General features: G+C 54.2%; 14 protein-coding genes. 2 read left to right on the top strand and 12 right to left on the bottom strand.

The features are described 5' to 3' along the window. Positions 1-141 precede the first annotated feature (141 nt). Together G6R38_RS04685 and G6R38_RS04680 are read left to right on the top strand one after the other, a co-directional pair. A complete protein-coding gene (locus G6R38_RS04685; protein ID WP_206028458.1) occupies positions 142-855 on the top strand; it encodes an ABC transporter ATP-binding protein in 714 nt (237 codons plus the stop codon). Continuing rightward, a complete protein-coding gene (locus G6R38_RS04680; RefSeq protein ID WP_166820488.1) occupies positions 852-1,643 on the top strand; it encodes an ABC transporter permease in 792 nt (263 codons plus the stop codon). The genes G6R38_RS04685 and G6R38_RS04680 overlap by 4 nt, the downstream gene beginning before the upstream one ends. A 59-nt stretch (positions 1,644-1,702) precedes the next feature. On the opposite strand, the gene G6R38_RS04675 is transcribed toward G6R38_RS04680, so the two are convergent. The 12 genes from G6R38_RS04675 to G6R38_RS04620 form a co-directional block, all read right to left on the bottom strand. Continuing rightward, positions 1,703-2,716 (bottom strand): nucleoside hydrolase, encoded by a 1,014-nt coding sequence (locus G6R38_RS04675; protein WP_166820487.1) that lies wholly within the window; start codon positions 2,714-2,716, stop codon positions 1,703-1,705. Continuing rightward, entirely contained in the window at positions 2,713-3,672 is a 960-nt protein-coding gene (locus G6R38_RS04670) for an ABC transporter permease (RefSeq protein WP_166820486.1), read from the bottom strand. Before G6R38_RS04670 ends, G6R38_RS04675 begins: the two co-directional genes overlap by 4 nt. After that, positions 3,669-5,180: a sugar ABC transporter ATP-binding protein gene (locus G6R38_RS04665; RefSeq protein WP_166820485.1), complete on the bottom strand. Its 1,512-nt coding sequence runs from the start codon at positions 5,178-5,180 to the stop codon at positions 3,669-3,671. The genes G6R38_RS04670 and G6R38_RS04665 overlap by 4 nt, the downstream gene beginning before the upstream one ends. After that, positions 5,177-6,151: a sugar ABC transporter substrate-binding protein gene (locus tag G6R38_RS04660; protein ID WP_166820484.1), complete on the bottom strand. Its 975-nt coding sequence runs from the start codon at positions 6,149-6,151 to the stop codon at positions 5,177-5,179. Before G6R38_RS04660 ends, G6R38_RS04665 begins: the two co-directional genes overlap by 4 nt. Then, a complete protein-coding gene (gene rbsK, locus G6R38_RS04655; RefSeq protein WP_166820483.1) occupies positions 6,148-7,086 on the bottom strand; it encodes a ribokinase in 939 nt (312 codons plus the stop codon). Before rbsK ends, G6R38_RS04660 begins: the two co-directional genes overlap by 4 nt. Before the next feature lies 1 nt (position 7,087). After that, a complete protein-coding gene (locus tag G6R38_RS04650) occupies positions 7,088-8,107 on the bottom strand; it encodes a nucleoside hydrolase (protein ID WP_390881373.1) in 1,020 nt (339 codons plus the stop codon). A gap of 26 nt (positions 8,108-8,133) precedes the next feature. Next, positions 8,134-9,159, bottom strand: a complete 1,026-nt coding sequence (locus G6R38_RS04645; protein WP_166820481.1) for a LacI family DNA-binding transcriptional regulator — start codon at positions 9,157-9,159, stop codon at positions 8,134-8,136. A gap of 246 nt (positions 9,160-9,405) precedes the next feature. Continuing rightward, complete coding sequence (locus tag G6R38_RS04640) at positions 9,406-10,746, bottom strand: DUF1552 domain-containing protein (protein ID WP_206028456.1); 1,341 nt, start codon at positions 10,744-10,746, stop codon at positions 9,406-9,408. A 1-nt stretch (position 10,747) separates the two neighbouring features. After that, positions 10,748-13,690: a DUF1592 domain-containing protein gene (locus G6R38_RS04635; RefSeq protein ID WP_166820480.1), complete on the bottom strand. Its 2,943-nt coding sequence runs from the start codon at positions 13,688-13,690 to the stop codon at positions 10,748-10,750. 164 nt (positions 13,691-13,854) lie between these two features. Further along, positions 13,855-14,970, bottom strand: coding sequence for a serine hydrolase domain-containing protein (locus tag G6R38_RS04630; protein WP_206028455.1), 1,116 nt, complete (start codon positions 14,968-14,970; stop codon positions 13,855-13,857). Between the two features lie 39 nt (positions 14,971-15,009). Beyond that, positions 15,010-16,464: a DUF1501 domain-containing protein gene (locus G6R38_RS04625; protein WP_166820479.1), complete on the bottom strand. Its 1,455-nt coding sequence runs from the start codon at positions 16,462-16,464 to the stop codon at positions 15,010-15,012. A 3-nt stretch (positions 16,465-16,467) separates the two neighbouring features. Continuing rightward, positions 16,468-19,530 (bottom strand): PSD1 and planctomycete cytochrome C domain-containing protein, encoded by a 3,063-nt coding sequence (locus tag G6R38_RS04620; RefSeq protein ID WP_166820478.1) that lies wholly within the window; start codon positions 19,528-19,530, stop codon positions 16,468-16,470. Positions 19,531-19,534: the final 4 nt, after the last annotated feature.

The following is a 19,534-nucleotide window of genomic DNA, read 5'->3' as shown; positions in this document are numbered from 1 at the left end:
CTAGAACGCCATGTGTTAGAGCGAACGACTTGATCCGCCTTAGACCAGTTCGATTTTGTTCCGCGGAGTTCTTTCATAAACTGCCAGCAAGCGAAGCATCGTGAAGACGCCCGAACGAGAATTCAACATTGACCCGAACGCGTGGATAAACCAATCGCCGCCGCAATTTCCCATGAGAACCGTGTGCCACTGCTCCAGGCCAACGATTTGATTCGCCGGTCTGGTAAGCAAGTCCTGCTGGATCACGTGTCACTGACGGTCCAACCGGGCGAGCGAATTGCCGTTGTCGGGCCGACGGCCAGTGGCAAGACGCTGCTGCTACGGTCACTAGCCCTGCTCGATCCTCTTGACGGTGGTAACATCGTTTGGCATGGCGAGCGAATCAGTCATCGAGACATATCGGGTTACCGCAGTCAGGTCGTGTATTTGCACCAGCGACCAGCACTGATGGAGGGAACCGTCGAAGCGAATTTACGGTTTCCCTTCTCATTGAAAATCCACAGTGCCCGAAAGTTCGACATCGATGCTCTTCACGCGTGGCTAGCGACGCTGGACCGGGACGGATCGTTCTTGAGTAAGCGGCAACGCGACCTCTCCGGCGGCGAATCGCAGATTGTGGCATTGCTACGTGCAATACAGCTTGAGCCGGAAGTCTTGTTGCTCGATGAATCAACGTCGGCCCTTGACGCAGAGACAACGACCGCGATCGAACAACTCATTGACAAATGGTTCGACCAACAGCCTGACCGACGGGCCACGGTCTGGGTCACTCATGATCAGCAGCAGGCTCAACGCGTCGCCGATCGCGTCTTGGAGATGAGAGTTGGCGTCCTATCACCTAGGGAATCGACATGAGTGGTTATGTAGAACTATCGTACTCTCAGGTGGGGTTGGCCGCATTGCTGATCATTGTGAATGGTGCCATTTCGATCGGTCTTCGGTTGCGAATGGAGTGGTCTTTGATTCTCGCAAGTCTGCGAACGGTCGTGCAGTTGTTGCTGGTCGGCTTGGTGCTTGAGTGGGTCTTTCGGCTGGATCGCTGGTATGTGGTCCTTGGTATCGGATGCTTGATGACGCTCATCGCCGGCATAACCGCTGCCAGTCGCAACAAGCGGCGTTATCCGGGAATCTGGCTGAATACAATTATCTCCGTGTGGGCCAGTGCTTGGATTGTGACATCATTCGCCCTGTTCGCCGTGCTGCAGGGAGTAGACCATTGGTACCAGCCGCAGTATGCCATTCCGCTTTTGGGGATGGTGCTTGGAAACACACTCAATGGCATCTCTCTCGGACTGAACTCATTCACCGAAGCTCTGGTCGCACGTCGCGAACAAGTCGAATCTCTGCTTGCTCTCGGAGCCACGCGTTGGGAAGCGGCTCGTGGAATCATGCAGCATGGTGTCCGCACCGGTATGATCCCAATCATCAACTCGATGATGATCGTAGGCCTCGTCAGCCTCCCCGGCATGATGACCGGTCAGATCATTGCGGGCATGCCGCCAATCCAGGCGGTGAAGTATCAAGTTGTCATTATGTTCCTGATTGCATCCGCCACCGCGATGGGCACCGTCTGTGTCGTAATGCTTAGCTTCTTCCGTCTGTTCAATGCCGATCACCAGTTCCTACACGAGAAGGTTCGCTGAAGTGAGTGTGCAGTCAATTGAAGCTGATCATCGAACTCTCTAATACGTCAAGCCGGTTTCTATTTTGATGGCGGTTGGCTAACGAGCATGCGTTGTGCCTCAGTGACTCGTGCGGCTTGGATGCTGGTCATCTTGAGATACCGGTGACATCCGGATTCGTCACGCGAAAACGTGGTGAAGCCGTCATCGGCGACCGATACAGTACCAGCCGGGGACAGTCCGAAGTAGCCATCTCCCGGACGCACAGCGTACAAGACACTTGTCAAATCCCAACACGGTCGGTCATGCTCGGGGCCGCTATGCAGAAGGTATGACTCGCGGACAATGTGGTGTGGTGTATAGTTAAAGTCTCTCGCAATACTTCTTCTGGGATAGCGGACGCGAATCCCGATGTTGAAGTCACTCCACACCGCTGGGACTTCGTTCGGCCAGTTTTGAACAAACCGCTGCATCGAGCCGACATGATTGACAACGTTCGCTTCCAAGAAATGTTTGTTCCCATTCACGGGGCCGAATGCACCGGCCATGATCGAAAGTCGCTTGACCTTCTTGCGAACAAGTTCGACTCCGGTCAGCGGACTTATCTCATCGGCTGGCGACTCAAGCAAATCGGCGATGTTGACCGCTAGTCCCACTGAGACAATCGATATAGAACTTGGTTCGGCGTTCGCTAGCACCCGTCTCAAGACTTCAACGGCGTCGGGCGCGTCTGAACTGTTCAAGAGATCGTGGGGATAGCGAACGGAGTTGCCATCGGTTTCGTCGACCAATTTTGCATATTTGCATTCTCGGGGGTAATTCCCTTTGGTGACCCCAATGGTAATGTCAGGCCGTCCGTAGAACGTGTTGACCGCATCAACGATCGGGCCGTTCTTTGGATGGGTTTTAGAAACTGTGACAGCTTCGATCGAGCATTCGTCACGGTCCGCCAAGGTATGCAGCATCGCTAGGGCGAGCACATCGTCGACATCACCCGCAATATCCGTATCGAATACAACCTTCGCCGGACCATCCGCCCAACCGATTATGGGAAGTCCGAAGGTGCAGCATAATGCGATCAATTGAGTTTTCATGATTCGGACGTTTCCCAGTTGCGACGTAGAGTGTCAATCAATACTGCCATGATGATCACCACGCCGGTGATGATTTGTTTGTTTGCATCTTCGACCGACATACGGCTCAGTCCCGTTTGCAGCACTGCAATGACTAGCACTCCGAGGAATGTGCTAATTGCATTGCCACGACCGCCCATTAAACTCGTTCCACCGATGACACAGGCAGCAATTGCGGATAACTCGATTCCAGTACCCGCGCCGGGGTCGGCGGCTTCCATCAGGGATGTTGGTGCTAGTCCGGCGAGCCCGCATAGTAGCCCGCTAATAACGAATACCATGATTGCATAAGGGGCGGTTCGGATTCCCGACATACGGACAGCTTCCGCATTCGTTCCGATGGCAATGCAATAGCGGCCAAACACCGTTCCACTAATGAGAAATTGAGTCGCGAACACGGCCGCAATGGCGATTAAGAATATGGGGGAAAGACCAATGCCTGATATTGGTTCACTGATCACTGCGACATCGAAACCGATTGTTAACGTCTTGGAATCGAGTAACTGCCGAGTCGCACCACGGGCAATTTGCAGCATCCCAAGCGAGACGATGAACGACGGAATCCGAAACCAAATTGAAATCGCTCCCGTCACCCAACCGCATACGGCAGCAGTCGCTAGACCAGCAGCGATTGCTGGACCTAGCGACCATTCATAGGTCGCCATCAAGACACCGAGTACAGCCCCGGCTAACGCCATCACGCTGCCAACCGACAAATCAATTTGACCAATCACGAGGACCAGTGTCATCCCGACAGACAATAGTGTGAGTTCGGGAATTTGATTGGCAATGAGTCTCGCTGTACCCAGCTGAAAGAAACTCTCTGTTTGCAGACTAAAGACCAAGATCAATAAGGCTAACGCTGTTAGCAAGCCACCATATTGCAGTACCGTTCGATTCATATGTTTGATGATCATGCAACAGTCTCCGTTTGTCGATATCCTGCAAACGCGGCTTGCATGATTTGGTCTGATGACCACGAATCGCGACTAAACTCGCCAGTCCATTTCCCAGCTGAGACAACACCAATTCGGTCGCAAGTTTCCAACAACTCTTCTAAGTCACTACTCACAATAACAATGGCTTTTCCGGCCTGAGCTAGTGACTCGATGAGTCGGTAGATCCGTCGACGCGCTGCGACATCAATGCCGCGCGTCGGTTCGTCAAATAGCAACACATCAGCGTCGCGGACTAACCATTTCGAAACCGCAACCTTCTGCTGATTTCCACCGCTGAGTGTGCCGACCAGTTGGTCGATGTGGTTGCACTTGGTCTCTAGCTCTGTGACCATCTGTTGAACGACCTGCCGCTCCCGCTGATTTCGAATGATTCCCAAATTCGCAAAACGCTTGCCTAGTGATCCTAGAGATGTGTTAACACGAATCGGCTGTCGCAATAACAGACCGTCCTGCTTGCGATCTTCGGTCACGAGTGCTAGTCCCGCGGCGACCGCTTGATTCGGATGCGTAAATCGTGTTGGCCGGTGGTTGACAACTTGCACTGTTCCGGCTTCGGGGGTATCTGCTCCGAAAATCGCACGCAACAATTCCGTTCGCCCGGAACCAACGAGTCCGGTGATACCAAGTCGCTCCCCGCGACGAATGGAAAAGGAAATGTCTCGAACAACGCCCACTGTGATCCCTTGAACTTGCATCGCCGACTGATTCGTCGCAAACGATTGGAACTCGTGGTGTTCGTGTTGGGATTCCCCGGTCATCCAATCGACCATTTGGTTGGTCGTCATCGCCGACGTTTCTTTCGTGCAGACGCATTGTCCGTCGCGAAGCACTGTGACCCGGTCTGAGAGTTGGGCGACCTCATCCAGTCGGTGACTAATATAGATGATTCCAATTCCCCGGTCGCGCAGACTTCGTAATCGTTCAAAGAGCCGTTCCGTTTCACGATTGCCGAGCGCGGCTGTCGGTTCATCGAGGATCAATAATCGACACTGGCGGTCAAGTGCTGTGGCAATCTCGATCATCTGTTGCCGACCCACGCCCAATGTGCTCATGACGGCATCAGTGGGCACGTTCTGTAAGCCAAAATGGTCGAGTACTCGGCGTGCTTGCTGGGCTAGTTTGCGTTTCCGGATGATCCCCAAAATGCGAGGCATTCGCGTCAGGAATATGTTCTCCGCGACGGTCAATGTGGAGACTTGATTCAGTTCCTGCTGGACGATCTGAACGCCAGCGCGTTCAGCCGATTGCTTATGACGCGGTGAATACCTGTTGCCTGCGATTGACATCGCCCCGCCATCCGGCGTGAGCAGTCCGGAGATGATCTTGCAGAGCGTACTCTTGCCGGCTCCGTTTGCACCGAGCAAAGCGTGAATCTCTCCGGCGCGAACATCGAACGAAACACCATCGAGCACCGTCACACTCCCAAAGCGTTTCGTGATATCCGTCGCGGTGAACAACGGTTTCATTTCGACTCCAGCGTTTCTTTAGTCACGAGATCGACGGGAGTTTCGACGTCGGTGACTTCTGCGTTTTCGTCGGCGATCAGTTTCAAGGCTGCCTCGATTCCAAAGACGGCCAATTGATCGCCGTGCTGGTCAGCGGTAGCAAGAATTTTGCCACTGCGAATCGCAGTTTGCACCGCTGCAATGTTGTCAAAACCAACAATGAGCAAATCATCGCTACGTCCGACACTCTTAGCCGCTGCAACAGCACCCAACGCCATGCTGTCGTTCGCAGCTAAGATCGCTTTGATTTCCGGATGTTCGCTGAGCATCGACGATGCCACTTCATTTGCCTTTGACATCTCCCACTCGGCGGATTGACTGTCTACGATTTTGGCACCAGCGTCGTTCATGGACGCCTCGAAACCCGCTTTTCGAGCACGACCATTCTCGGATGTTTGCAGTCCTTCCAAGATGGCGACGGCATCACCTTTGGTAAGGTTCTTCGCTAGATAGTCGCCAACGCTCTTGGCTCCGGCTTTGTTGTCCGGGCCGACGAATGGTATCTTCAAATCTTCCTTGGCTAGCATTTCCGCATCGAGTTTGTTGTCAATGTTCACAACAATAATGCCCGCCTTCATTGCTCGTCGCAGGGATGGAATGAGAGCTTGCGATTCCGCAGGGGCAATCACAATCGCATCGACCTCATTGGCCACCATCTCTTGCACGAGTGCCACTTGGCGACTCACATCACGCTCGTCTTTGATACCGTTGACGATTAGCTCATATTCACCGGATTGCTGTTGATGCGTTTCCGCACCTTCGGCCATCGTCGAGAAAAACTCGTTCGCGAGTGATTTCATAATCAACGCGATCTTCGGTTTCTTCGCTGAGCCGGAATCTGAAGAGTCTTTTGTAGCAGACTGATTGCATCCAAACATCAGGCAGACACATAAGAGTCCACCGGCAACTAAGGTTGATCTTGCGCTTTTCATGAGTGGTTCCTTCGGGCATTGATTTCGTTTCGGTCGGCAAGGCTTTGCTGGGCACCAAATTTTGTGGCAGCCAACGCACCGGCGACACTAGCGAACTGAGTCGCCTGTAAGAGATTCGATGTGTTCGCCCACTCGACGGCTAACGCACTTGCAAAAGCATCACCGGCCGCTGTGGTGTCGACTGGCTGAATAGGAGTTGGTGCAATGTGATGGAATGAATCATCTGCTAGTAATACCGTTCCTCTATCACCGAGTGTGATAATGGCATTCTTCGCGCCGCGGTTTATTAGTTGTTGTGCTGCTGTTCTAGCGTCTTCGATGGAATCGATCTCGATCCCGGTGATAGCGGCCGCCTCGCTTTCATTGGGGCAAACGAGATCCACATCGAGTAAGCCATCAGTCCATTCGGCAGCAACCGGGGCCGGATCCAGAATGCAACGCACGCCACACTGCTTTGCAATGTCGATGGCAGCAATCACACTTGGCGTCGGTATTTCCAATTGGAGCATCAAGACATCCGCCGACTCGATCAGTTGATGATGAGACTGGATATCAGATTCTAACAGCTGACCATTGGCTCCCGGAACAACCATAATTGCGTTTTGGCCGGAACTTTCTAACGCAATGATTGCCAGTCCACTCGCGCAGTCGTCTGTGGACAAGACCGCTTGGCAGTCGACATGGTATTGTTCCAGATTGGCTTGCAGACGCCTTGCAAATGCATCGTTGCCGACACGACCAATCATCTGGACCCGCCCACCGACTTTCGCTGCTGCCACCGCTTGGTTAGCACCCTTTCCGCCACAAACTTCAGTAACCGATTCCGCGGCAATTGTTTGTCCGGGTTTCGGGATTGTTTGACAGCGAACAACTAGGTCCATGTTGATGGAACCGCAAACGACGATTCTTGGTGCTGAGTGGTTCTGATTCGACATGTCAATCGTCGGCCTTTGGCTGATGCCCTGCTGGAGGTTGGCTGGAAAGTTGCACAAGCGCTTCGCGGGCACGGCCTTTTTGTTCTTCTCGCAGAATCAAGTAGCGGTCGCGACCATTGCTAGATTCTTCAAAGGTCGTCAGACCATCGTCGGCCACATGCACGCGGCCGGTTGCCGATAGGTCGAAGTATTGATGCTCGGGACGAACTGCATGCAAGACCGAGGTTAAATCCCAAGTGGGGCGATCGTGTGGCGGAGGATTGTAAACTATGTAAGCCTCAGACAGTGGATGATGCGGCACGTATTGATAGTCACGCAAGATGCTCATGTGAGGATACGTCAGATTCTTGCCAATCTCATATCCGCTCCAGACGATTGGTGTCGGCCAATCTTTCGCGATTGCTTTCGCCGCGGGGATGTCTTTGACAATGTTGTATTCTTTGTGGTCGTACAGTTGTCCCCTGTTGTTCGCAATCTGCCGAAATGCACCGGCCATAATCGATAGCAGTTTGACCTTCTTCTTGACGAGTTCTAGGCCGCTCAAGTCACTATGTTTGTCAGCCGGTGACTTCAAAAGATTCGCAAGGTTGGTGGAGAACCCGACTTGTACAATCACAACACTGCCATCTTCTTGACTAGCCAATGTCTTGCGGAGGACATCGACAGCATCGGGAGCGTCTTTGCCGCTTCGCAAGTCGTGCTCGTAGCGGTCGTTGCCGTTGTCCTTTTGGGCTGCTAGGACATTGAATCGTCCTGGCTCTGGCGTGACACCGCTTCGGCAGACACCGATCGGAATGTCACCACGACCATAGAACGTATTCACCACATCTGTAAACGCGGCTGCGAGCTCGTGGTCTTTGGTAATCGTGACTGCTAGGAGTTCACACTCGCCTCGCGTTTGCAACGCATGAATCACACCCATCGCGAGGACATCGTCGCAATCGTTTCCAATATCGGTATCGAAAATCAAAGGAACCGGCTGACGTTCATCAGCGTTTGCGAAAGATGCTCCCCACGACATGCAGGCAACCAATAGAGCGAATTGTTTCATGAGTTCCTCAGGGGTGAAATAGAATTTCGAACGATGACACGCGTTTTGATACTGTGCCGTTTCTTGAGCTTTTGACGATTCGAACCTGCCGCCGCAGTGAGAGCCAGATCGGCTGCAAGCTGGCCGATGCGGTTGACATCCTGGCAGACTGTCGTGAGCGGTACGTTCATTAAATCTGCAAAAGGGCAGTCGTCGAACCCAACGATGGACAAGTCGTCAGGCACCCGCCGCCCCAATTCAGTGGCCGCGCGAAGTGCCCCCATTGCGTTCGGCGTGCTGAACGCGAAGATTGCGGATACATCCGGGCGATCCATTAGCAACGTTTTTGTAGAGTCGAAACCCGATGTCTCGGTAAAATTGTCTCCGACGACGAGCGATTCATCGAACGCAACACCAACTTCTTCAAGAGCAGTCATGTGGCCCTGTAGCCGCTGCTCATTGGGCAGAGTGCCTGGAAGTCCTTGCAATACTCCAATGACACGGTGCCCTTTGGCAGTCAGTAGACGAGTGGCTTTCAGGGCTCCGCTATGATGGTCGGAGGTCACTTGGACCAGATCGCAATTTGGAAAAGTGCGATCAGCCAGGACGACCGGCGTTCCTCGCTCACTAATGTTTTGGAGGTGTCCGCTTTCGGTTCCGACCGGGCAGACGACGAGGGCTTCAACCTGTCGACTTTCGAGTTGATGCAGCATTCGGATTTCATGATCCGTCTGTTCGCGGCTATCGGCCACGATCACGCTATAACCCTCGGTTTCCGCGGAGAGCGCGATCGACCGTGAGATCGATGCAAAGAACGGATTCGAGAGGTCGGGAACAACGACGCCCACCAACCCCGTTTTTTGCAGCCGAAGTGACCGAGCCGTTTGGCTGGGGCGAAATCCCAATTGATCGGCGGCGGCTTTCACTCGCGAAACCGTGGCATCGCTGATGCGGTACGCCTTCGCATGGCCATTCAGAGATCGGGACGCCACCGAAACACTGACGCCCGCCTTCTGGGCTACCTGACTCAGAGTTGTGGCCACCAAATGCCCCTTTCGTGAGTAGCACAAACGATTGTGCCCCACCATCGTAACGGACGATTCGAGAAATACAACCGAATCCGAAGAGGCGTGGAAGAGGTATACGGCAGATCGGAACGAGTCCGATCATGAGTGTTTCAGGGCGACGTCGTTGCGTGTGACGGGCCTTCTCTCACCGTTGGTAAGAGTTTCGATAGGATTGTATATGCGGTTCCACACTGATGAACAAGAAGAGAAGCGTATGGTTTGTTACAGGCCTTGGAGTGGGCTTTCGGCGTCGCCGAATTGTTTCGCTGGTAAACCCATGCGGTTCATGAGTCCGAGATACAAACTACAGAGTTTACGGTTTTCGTCTCCACGATCGCTGTAGTCGAGCACTCGGCCGGTCTCCAAAGTGCCGCCTAAACTGCCGACGGTGAATAGCGGAACTTTGCTTGAGTCGTGTCGGCTGCCAGACCACATGTTGTTCAGGAACAACAGGCTGGAATGGTCCAGTACGGTACCGTCGCCTTCGGGCATTGAGTCCAGTCGATTCGCGAGATAGGCCACCTGACTGCAATAGTATCGCGAGACTTTTTCCCAATCGTCGGATCGATCATCGTGCGAGCCGGAATGGTGGGCTTTGCGGACGTTGAGGAACGGATAGAACAACCCGGAAATGTCACGGCACATCAGCAGCGTCGCCACGCGAGTTTTGTCCGTTTGAAACGCCATTGCGATGATGTCGCACATGAGTTTCATGTGTTCGCGAATATCTTCGGGCAGTCCGTTGTCGGGACGCTTCATCGTGACGAGCGGTTGACCGGATTGTTGAGATCGCTCGACAGCTTTGTTTTGATGAGTCCGCAGGCGTTCGATTCGTTTTTCGACTTCACGCACACTGGTTAGGTATTCGTCGAGTTTCGCGCGGTCGGCGAAGCTTGCTCGGTTGCTCAAACTTCGTGCTTGCTCTTGAATGCGATCGAGAACGCTTTGGTTTCGTTTGAGTCCACGATTCTCGACGAGACTATCGAAAGCCAGCGACGGGTAGACTTCCATCGGAACCGGTGAGGTCGCGTTCTGCCACGAAATGTGCGAACTGTACGCCATCGAAAAATTGGTTTCGTGATACCCCGTCACTGGTTGTTCGCATCCAAGCACCAAGCTCGATTGGACCGTTTCATGGCCGATGTGATTGGCAAGAAACTGGTCCACACTGATGCCGCCACGGAGTTCTGCCCCCTTCTGCAATGAGGCACCCGAGAGAATGTTGCCGGTCTGTCCGGGGTGAATTCCCACGCCGGTCGCGTTTTTGTTGAACAGACCGGAAATCACATTCAGCTTTTGTTTGAATGGTTCCAGCGGTGTGAGCGTCTTGCCCAACTCCATGTCGTCGCCGTCGCCCTTGGCCCACCAGTGTTGGCCGTTGATTCCGCATGCCATGAACAACGCGGCAAATCGTTTTGGAAATGGATTGCTGCCAGCGGATGCCGATTCCGAAGCTCCCCAGACGGGAATGGATTCCAGCCAAGGCAAAGCCATCGCAACGCCGGTTCCTTTGAGGACGGTTCGGCGGGAAAGTGCGTTTGAGCGGTGGGACTTCTGACTCATCTCAATCGTCCTTCAAAAAGTATTGGCGGCCGCGTTTGGTTCGGAACTGCTGACTGGTGACAATGGCTTCGATGATACTGCTGATCCGATAGTCGTTTGCATGGAGTCGTTGCTTCATGTCCGCAAGTAGCGGTTCATCGGTGAGGAGAAGCTGACGACCCAGTGCGTATGCAAGAAGTTTTCGACAGAAATTGTCGACGAATTCTGCTTGGCGGTGTTGTGTGATGTAGTCTCGCACGCCGTCGAGTCCTGTTCCGTTCACGCCGCCTGGGAATTCACCGGATGTCTCTACGGGACGACCACCGAGATCAATTTCCCGTTTCTCACCGATCGGACCGAAACCTTCGAAGGCCAGCCCGAGTGAATCGAATCGCTTGTGACAACCGGCACAACTTTCGTGGTCGCGATGACGAGCTAACACGTCCCGCAACGAGAGTTCGCCGAGTTTCGTTTCGTCTTCCGGGAGATCAGGAACGTTCGGAGGCGGCGGAGGAATATTCTCGCCCAATAGTCGGCGTGCGACCCAGTAGCCACGTTTGACCGGACTGGTCCGCAACCCCGGTGAATTCTTTGTGAGAAACACCGACATGCCCAACAACCCACCCCGACCGTAGGCGTCTGCCTGATCAATACGTTGCCAACTCGGAGCGGAAGCCGACATGTTTTTCGTCATGCCGTAATGTTTGGCAAGCACCGGGTTCACGAACGTATGCCGAGCATTGAGCAACTCCAAGATCGAGCCATCATTGTTCAAAAGATCGGTAAAGAAATAAACCGGCTCTTCGAACATTGCTTGCCGAAGTTCGTCAGTAAACTGTGGAAAGCGATTTCGATCGACGCTGTTGTGTTCCTCGAATCGGCGAATGTCGAGCCAGTTCGTCATGAACTCCGTCGACAAACCGGCGATTCGTTCGTCTTGGAGCATCCGGCGAAATTGCCAACGGAGTGTGGGGGCGTCATTCAGATTTCTGGACGACGACCGCAACTCCTCATCAGGTGCGGAAGACCACAAGAAGAAACTCAAACGGTTCGCCAGTTCAAAGTTCGTCAGTTCTCGATGGCCTTCACCGATGCTGATGAGATCCGTTCGATAGAGGAAGTGAGGCGACATCAAAATCGACACCACGCTATCCCGCATGGCATTCACGTGGTCGAGTCCGTCGGTCTCTCGAAGTGTTTCGTAGAACGCGACGATCTGCTCCTTCTCAGCGGGTGTGAGTTCCCGTCGCCAGGCATCTGCGGCAAATTCGAGAAGCGTTTTGCGATGTGCGGGTTCAGCAGTTTCGCGGGTGGTTTCAACCCATTGGATTTGGCGGTCGATATTCCGGAAATAGTCGGCGATTGCCTTCAGAGCAACTGGATCGCCGCCCGGTTTTCCCGCTTTCGCGAGGTACAATTTCGAAAGCGATTCGATCATCTCCGTCGATGCGGCGTTCTTGTTCTCGGCACGAGCAAAATCGAATTCCGGATCACGCATGAACCGGGAGTCGGTGCGTTCAAACCAAAGAAACCCCAGGTATTGTCGTCGCGGGGCGAAGGTGATGAAGTCGAGTTCCTGCCAAAGTCGATCGAGTTCCGCGTGTTGATGTTCGTCGAGAATCAACTCGCACAACGGAGCATCATCGCGAAAGTATCCCATCATGCTGTGGAAGCCCGCACTCAGCAAACGACCCTTTTCCTGCTTCTCCTTGGGCACACCCAAATAGTCGCGGCCTCGTTCGGAGATGTAGAAAGCATCCGGAAATACCGAACAAAATTCCTCCACGGACGCGATGAATTGTTGATGCTTGTCGGCGTCTTCGGGGAGTACCAACTCTGGTGGAGTTCCCTTGGGTTTTTCGCGATCCGGTGGAATGAGTTGTTCGGGATCGAAGCGTCGCCGATTCGCGGCATATTGTTCGTTCTTCCACAGAACTAGTGATTGTGATCCTTTGTGGACATCGGCAATCTTCAAGTTCTCGAATGTCTTGGATAACTTCGGGCGGATGTTCTGCACGTAGTCACGCATTCTATCGCAATGACGGCGAGCGACTTTCGGCGTAGCATCCGCCGGGATGCGGTGAAATCTTTCCTGCAACACACGAAGCGGACCGAAAGCAGGTTCGGCGTGCAAAGTCTTCCAAACCAATTGGGTGTACCGAACGCTCAATTCCGACTGTTTTGCCAATTCGATGAGTTCGGTCTTTTGTGCATCGACCGAGTTCTGCCAACAGACAAAGAAGTAGTCGGCCAAATTCGTGGGTTGGTTCGCGTAGAAGTCGACAATGCGATTCACGCAATATTTATCGCGGTCGGTTTCGGTAACGACTGGATGAGAAGCAAGCCGGAAATCGCTCGGCGTTAGCACCATGTGTTCGGCCACCATGCGTGCGGCTTCGAGGTACTTCCCCATCAAAGCCGGCGACATCGTCAGCGACTCACCGGAGTTGTCGAAGCCAGCTTCATTGGCAGGATCGACGGGGAAAGTCTGAGTCGGACGAACGTCGACACCCGTCAAATCCCGGATGGTGTAATTGTATTCCGCATTGTTCAGCCGACGCACAAGCACGGGACCGGGATCGCCCGCGTTTCGTGTGGATTCATGCTCACGGACACTGCGAACCCACTTGGTGATGGATTCCCGCTGGGCATTCGTGGGTTGCGGTGAGAATTCCTCAGGCGGCATTTCGTTCGCTGTCACACGATCGAGAATCTCTTTCCAAGTTTGGTGAGATTTCGTCACGTCGGCGAGCGAGTCATAGCCGGATAAATCCAGCTTCGCTTCGGGATCGACTTCGCCATGACAGTCCAAGCAAAACGATTCTAGAAACGGTTTGACAGTCTGACGGAACTCGGTTTCGAGTTGCTTCGATTTATCGACGGTGTCCTCGGCTTGAAGTTGGGCTGAGATGAACAGCGGCAACACCAAAGGGAACAGCCAACGCAGAAGCGGGATCAATCTCATCGCGGTTCCGAGGCAAGCAATGTGGGGGCGGGATTATGGTGTCGATGATATCATATCGACCAATGTTGTTCCAAGTCGAAACGTTGCGGGCAGCGATGCCGACTGCCCGCGGTTCGTGTCCTTGGTCGTGTTTGCCGACGTGCAGGATTCGATCGGCAAAGGAATTACGCGTGGATCGTTTTGGCAATCTGTGACGAGACAATGTCCCGCGGATGTGGTGAAACGGCGCGGTGAGGAAGCGTGGTCAGCACAACGCAAATGGAGTCCGTAGTCGGATCGGCCCAGCAAATTGTTCCGGTTGAACCGGTGTGACCAAAGGTTTTCGGGCTGAGGTGAGGCGTCTTGCCAATCCGACCGAGATCAAAACCGAGACCACGCGGACGCAGTTTCCCAGGGTTCTGGTTTGAGGTCATCAGGGTAATGGTTTCCGGTTTGAGAATCTTGCCCGTTGGATGGAGAAACTCATGTAGGAACTTGGCGACATCTTCGGCCGATCCGTGTGCCGCTCCCCACGGTGCCCCCATTTTTCGCCAATAGAGGCTATTCCAATCCCAGGATTTCGTGGTCGGATCCCCTGCGCCGGATTCGGGCGCGGCCCGGTCGACTTGGTTCATCACAACATCCGACAACTTGAATTCCCCCAGCCCCATCGCCGAACGTGACATCCGCAACGGTTGATAGATTCGCTCTTGTGTGAGTTCTGCAATGGACTTTCCGCTGACTCGTTGGGCGATTTCCGTCGCGAGCAGAATTGCCATGCTGGAATAACTGTATTTCGTGCCCGGTTCAAAGAGGAGCGGTGTTTCGATTGCGGCGGAAACGAACGCAGAGAGCGGCGAATGGGCGGCTCGCAACTTCGCATTCTCAGGAAGTTGGTCCGGCAGTCCGGATACGTGTGTCATAAGTTGACGAACAGTGATTTTCTCTCGCCCTGCCCCGCGAAACTTCGGCAGATACTTCTGAACGGGCTCATCGAGTTCAAAGCGACCTTCATCGAAGAGTGTCATGACGGCCGCAATCGCGATCGTTTTCGAGATAGAAGCGAGCAAGAACATCGCATCCGTATTTGGGGCGTTTCCGTAGACGCGTGAGAAGACCCTGTCCCCGTGCTGCACGTAGACCGCGCTCGACTCGACTTCTCCATTTACAGCCGCTTTCGCGAGGACATCACCCGCACGCTGAAGCTGATCTTCGTTCCAAGCCGCACTGAGTCGCGAGCCGGCCAGGAGTGCGAGTCCGCTTTGAAGGAATGTGCGTCGTTTCATTGTGGTTTGTTTCATGGGAAGTCCATCAGGTTGTGGAGAATCATGGCAGCGGAATCACGCGAGCACATCTTGGACAACGTGGCCGTGAACATCGGTGAGACGAAAGTCGCGACCTTGGAAGCGGTAGGTGAGTTGCTCGTGATCGATACCGAGACAGTGCAGAATTGTGGCGTGGAAGTCGTGCACGTGCACGGGGTTTTCTTCGATGTTGTAGCAGTAGTCGTCGGTGCGTCCGTAGCTCAAGCCGGGTTTGATCCCGCCCCCGGCCATCCAAATCGAGAAACAACGGGGATGGTGGTCGCGGCCAAACGATTTGGGGTTGCCCTGTGAGTACACCGTGCGTCCGAATTCCCCGCCCCAGATGACCAGGGTTTTGTCGAGGAGTCCGCGTTGTTTGAGATCCGCAATCAACGCGGCGGAACCTTGGTCCGTCTGTTTGGCGAGCGTTGGGAGATGTGTCGGCAGATTGCTGTGATGATCCCAACCGCGATGAAACACTTGGATAAACCGCACGCCCCGTTCGGCCAACCGGCGAGCCAACAAACAATTCGCGGCATGAGTTCCTGGCTGCTTGGCTTCTTCTCCGTAGAGTTTGAAGGTGCTCTCCGGTTCTTGCGAGGTGTCGGCCAACTCTGGAACCGACGTCTGCATTCGATACGCCATCTCGTATTGGGCAATGCGTGTTTGAATTTCCGGATCACCGATTTCCTGGGCGCGAAGTTGATTGAGCTTTGCCAATCGATCCAGCATTGCCCGACGTGCGGAGTCGTCATTTCCTGCGGGATCGGTCAAATACAGAACCGGGTCGCCTTGGCTGCGGAATTTCACGCCTTGATACTTTGACGGCAGAAACCCGCTGCCCCACAACCGATCGTACAACGGTTGGGCTTGGTGGAAGGTGTTCTTGCTTAACAGGACGACGAACGATGGCAGATTCTCGGTTTCACTGCCCAAACCGTAACTCAGCCACGCGCCGATGCTCGGCCGTCCCGGTTGTTGATGACCGGATTGAAAAAACGTGATCGCCGGGTCATGGTTGATCGCTTCGGTGTGCATCGACTTGATCACACAAATGTCGTCCGCGACGTTTGCCATCGACGGCAGCAATTCGCTGATCCAAGTTCCCGACTCACCGCATTGCCGAAACTTCCAAGGCGATTGAATGACCGGAAACTTCTTTTGACCGGCCGTCATGCCAGTCAACCGTTGAGCATTGCGGATACTCGCTGGCAGTTCGGTCATGTGGAGATCGGAGAGGGATGGTTTGTAGTCGAACAAGTCCATCTGCGACGGCGCACCCGATTGCAGCAGATAGATGACCCGTTCGGCCTTCGGTGCAAAGTGCGGAATGCCCGGCAAACCGCCGAACCGTTGAGGGGCGGAATCTCCCGCGAACAATTGGGGATTCAGCAAAGACGCCAACGCCACGGAGCCAAGTCCCGTGCTCGTGCGTCCGAAAAATTGCCGGCGGTTTTCGAGCAATTGAAAATCGTGGATAGGAGAGTTCATCAGTTATCCCTTCGTGATGGCTTCGTTCAGATTCAATAGCAGTCGCGCGGTGCTCGCAAAGGCGGCCAACTCCGCGACATCTGCTTGGTTGGAAACCGGTGATTCACCAACTTCGAGCATACGGTTTGCCGCTGCGTGGTCCCGTTGGAATTGCTTGAGGTCAGCGGTGTACGCTTCCTTGAGTACCTGCAATTCCATCTCGGTCGGCGAATGCGATGTGACCAACCGAAAGCCGTATCGCAATTGATCTTCCAGCGTTTTGCCGCCGTGTTGTCTCATCCGTTCCCCCAGATGCCGGGCGGCTTCCACAAACTGTGGGCCATTGAGCAATAGCAACGCCTGCAAGGGCGTGTTGGTTCGAGATCGTTGAAGTGTGCAGAATTCACGCTCGGGAGCATCGAGTAACTTCAGCATCGGTGAAGGAGCCGTCCGTTTCCAGAACGTATAGAGACCGCGTCGATAAAGGTCTTCACCACTGCCCTGAGGATACGCTTGCGAATAGCCGGGCCGATTGTTCAACTCCAACCACAGTCCTTTGGGTTGATAAGGATAGACGCTCTTTCCACCCACGCGGTCGACTAACAACCCACTCGCGAACAAGGCGGCGTCTCGAATTTCTTCGGCGTCCAATCGGATTCGTGGACCGCGGGCCAGCAAACGATTCTCGGGATCGGTTTGGTAGGCAGCCTGTCCGACATGAGAGGATTGCCGATACGTTGCGGACATTACAATCAATCGCTGCATGTGTTTGATGTCCCAACCGCTTCGGATAAACTCGAGCGCCAACCAGTCCAGCAATTCGGGATGGCTGGGCAGTTCACCTTGAATGCCGAAATCTTCGGAGGTCTTCACCAAACCCAGTCCGAACATACGTTGCCAATACCGATTGACTGCGACACGGGCGGTCAATGGGTGTTTCGGATGGAACAACCAACGTGCCAATCCCAACCGATTGGTCAACGCGTCTTTGGGCAATGGTGGCAAGATTGCCGGAACCCCCGTAGAGACTTTTTCGGTGGGTTGGTCGTATTGGCCGCGATTGAGAATGTGCGTCGCCCGCGGTTGGGGCAGTTCTCGCATGATCATCGTCGCCGGAAAACCCTCGGCTTTTTGCTTTTCCAATGCGGCGATGCGTTCTTGCAAGTCGTTTCGAGGATCGTGATGAGTAAGAAAATACGCTTTGAGTTGTTGAGTTTGCGACTCCGTGCGGGTTTTCGGTGACACCTTGGCGAGCCGTCGAATTTCGGCCGGAATCTCGTCAAAACCGATGGACTGCGGTGAGTCCGTGGTGATGGCAAAACGCGGACGGCCAATGCCATGCGTTGCAAATCCCGCTTCGTGCCGAAGTCGAAATTCTAATTGTGTTCCTTCGGGGAAGCCAAACGGTTTCTCGGCGATGAACAACGCGGTGGTGGGTTCCTTGCGAGTGGGCCCATCGACAGCCCAACCGTTATTGCCGGCGACCGTTCCATCAATGGACTTGCCAATTTCGTAGTTCTTCTGGGAATAGTCCGCGATGGCCTTTTGAAATTTGACCGTCTGCCGTCTTGTGGGATCTTCGACGGAAACCGCGGTCAATTCGAATTCACTGAGCACAAAGTTCGAATTGGAATGTCGCCCCGGACCGCCGCCGGGAAGCGTGTCGTGCGTGAGCGCTTCCAGTCGGACCGCAGTAATGTTCTGCTCGACGGTCTGCGTGGTGATGGTGTAGATGTCCTTTCGAGGATTCGCACCACTGGCGAGGACAGAGTCATCGTCGAGTTTTGTCAGTGTGGTTCCGCCGCTGGACTTCATTTCCATTGGAGCCAACACGTTCCATCCCTTGCGAGATTCCCTCGCGACTTCCTTCGCCCAAGCGTCGAGGTGCGTTCTCCAATCGAGTGGTTGTTCGAGTTTCGCTTTCAACTCGGCGATTTGCCGGTCCCGCTGGCGATGTTGCTCGATGGCCAACGGCGACGGGATTTGCTCACGCGGATCGAATCCACGCATTCCCCGTTCGGGCACTTGATTGAAATACGCATAGAGTTGATAGAACTCTTTTTGAGAGATGGGATCGTATTTGTGATCGTGACAGCGGGCACATCCAATCGTTAGGCCCAGCCAAACCTGCCCTGTTGTGACCAGGCGATCCATGACATATTCGGTGCGGTACTCCTCATCGATGATCCCACCTTCAATCGTGATCCCATGATTGCGGTTGAAGCCGGTGGCCAATCGTTGTTGTGGTGTGGAGTTCGGCAGCAAATCACCAGCGAGTTGTTCGATGGAAAATTCGTCGAACGGTTGATTTTTGTTGTACGCATCGATCACCCAATCCCGCCACACCCACTGTTGGCGTTCGGTGTCGTATTGGTAGCCGTTACTGTCGGCGTACCGGGCTAAGTCGAGCCAATGTCGAGCCATATGCTCTCCATATGCAGGGCGATCGAGATAACTTTCGACCATGCGTTCGTAGGCGTCAGGTGAGGAGTCGCTGAGGAACGCGTCGATTTCGTCCAGACTCGGTGGCAATCCGTTGAGATCGAACGCCACGCGTCGGATCAACGTCTCGCGACTGGCTTCCTTCGCCGGTTGAGTCTGACGTTGCTCCAGACGTGCAAGTACGAAGTAGTCGATTTCGTTTCGCGGCCAATTGGCATTCCGAACGGGTGGGCGAGTGGGCCGACGTGGCGGAATGAATGCCCAATGTGCTTCGTATGGGGCTCCTTGGTTAATCCACGTTTTTAACGTTTGGATTTCCGCCGGGGTGAGTGCCTTCGAGACCCCACCGGGCGGCATGCGTTCGTCGTCGTTGTCGCTGGTGATTCGGCGAATCAACTCGCTGCTCGCGATGTCGCCCGGCACGATAGCCTGTTCTCCCGAGATCGCAGCTCCCGTGACCGACTCGCGTTGGTCCAAGCGTAATTCGGCCTCGCGAGTTTCCGCATCCGGGCCATGACACGTGAAGCATTTGTTGGAAAGAATGGGCCGAACTTCGCGGTTGAAGTCGACCTCGGCAGCGGTGCTCTGGGCAACAAAGACGAGAACCAGCGTGATAGACAATTGTGCGAGCGTGGGGGAAATCATTCCG

The sequence above is a fragment of the Thalassoroseus pseudoceratinae genome, assembly GCF_011634775.1.
GTDB classification, from domain to species: domain Bacteria; phylum Planctomycetota; class Planctomycetia; order Planctomycetales; family Planctomycetaceae; genus Thalassoroseus; species Thalassoroseus pseudoceratinae.
Note: the sequence above shows the minus strand (reverse complement) of the source record. Positions and strands in the feature narration are given on the sequence as shown.

Excerpts from the sequence above, each read along its gene's own strand:
- G6R38_RS04680 (WP_166820488.1), top strand. The coding sequence starts at position 852 with ATGAGTGGTTATGTAGAACTATCGTACTCTCAGGTGGGGTTGGCCGCA.
- G6R38_RS04675 (WP_166820487.1), bottom strand. The coding sequence starts at position 2,716 with ATGAAAACTCAATTGATCGCATTATGCTGCACCTTCGGACTTCCCATA.
- G6R38_RS04670 (WP_166820486.1), bottom strand. The coding sequence starts at position 3,672 with ATGATCATCAAACATATGAATCGAACGGTACTGCAATATGGTGGCTTG.
- G6R38_RS04665 (WP_166820485.1), bottom strand. The coding sequence starts at position 5,180 with ATGAAACCGTTGTTCACCGCGACGGATATCACGAAACGCTTTGGGAGT.
- G6R38_RS04660 (WP_166820484.1), bottom strand. The coding sequence starts at position 6,151 with ATGAAAAGCGCAAGATCAACCTTAGTTGCCGGTGGACTCTTATGTGTC.
- rbsK (WP_166820483.1), bottom strand. The coding sequence starts at position 7,086 with ATGTCGAATCAGAACCACTCAGCACCAAGAATCGTCGTTTGCGGTTCC.
- G6R38_RS04650 (WP_390881373.1), bottom strand. The coding sequence starts at position 8,107 with ATGTCGTGGGGAGCATCTTTCGCAAACGCTGATGAACGTCAGCCGGTT.
- G6R38_RS04640 (WP_206028456.1), bottom strand. The coding sequence starts at position 10,746 with ATGAGTCAGAAGTCCCACCGCTCAAACGCACTTTCCCGCCGAACCGTC.
- G6R38_RS04635 (WP_166820480.1), bottom strand. The coding sequence starts at position 13,690 with ATGAGATTGATCCCGCTTCTGCGTTGGCTGTTCCCTTTGGTGTTGCCG.
- G6R38_RS04630 (WP_206028455.1), bottom strand. The coding sequence starts at position 14,970 with ATGAAACAAACCACAATGAAACGACGCACATTCCTTCAAAGCGGACTC.
- G6R38_RS04625 (WP_166820479.1), bottom strand. The coding sequence starts at position 16,464 with ATGAACTCTCCTATCCACGATTTTCAATTGCTCGAAAACCGCCGGCAA.
- G6R38_RS04620 (WP_166820478.1), bottom strand. The coding sequence starts at position 19,530 with ATGATTTCCCCCACGCTCGCACAATTGTCTATCACGCTGGTTCTCGTC.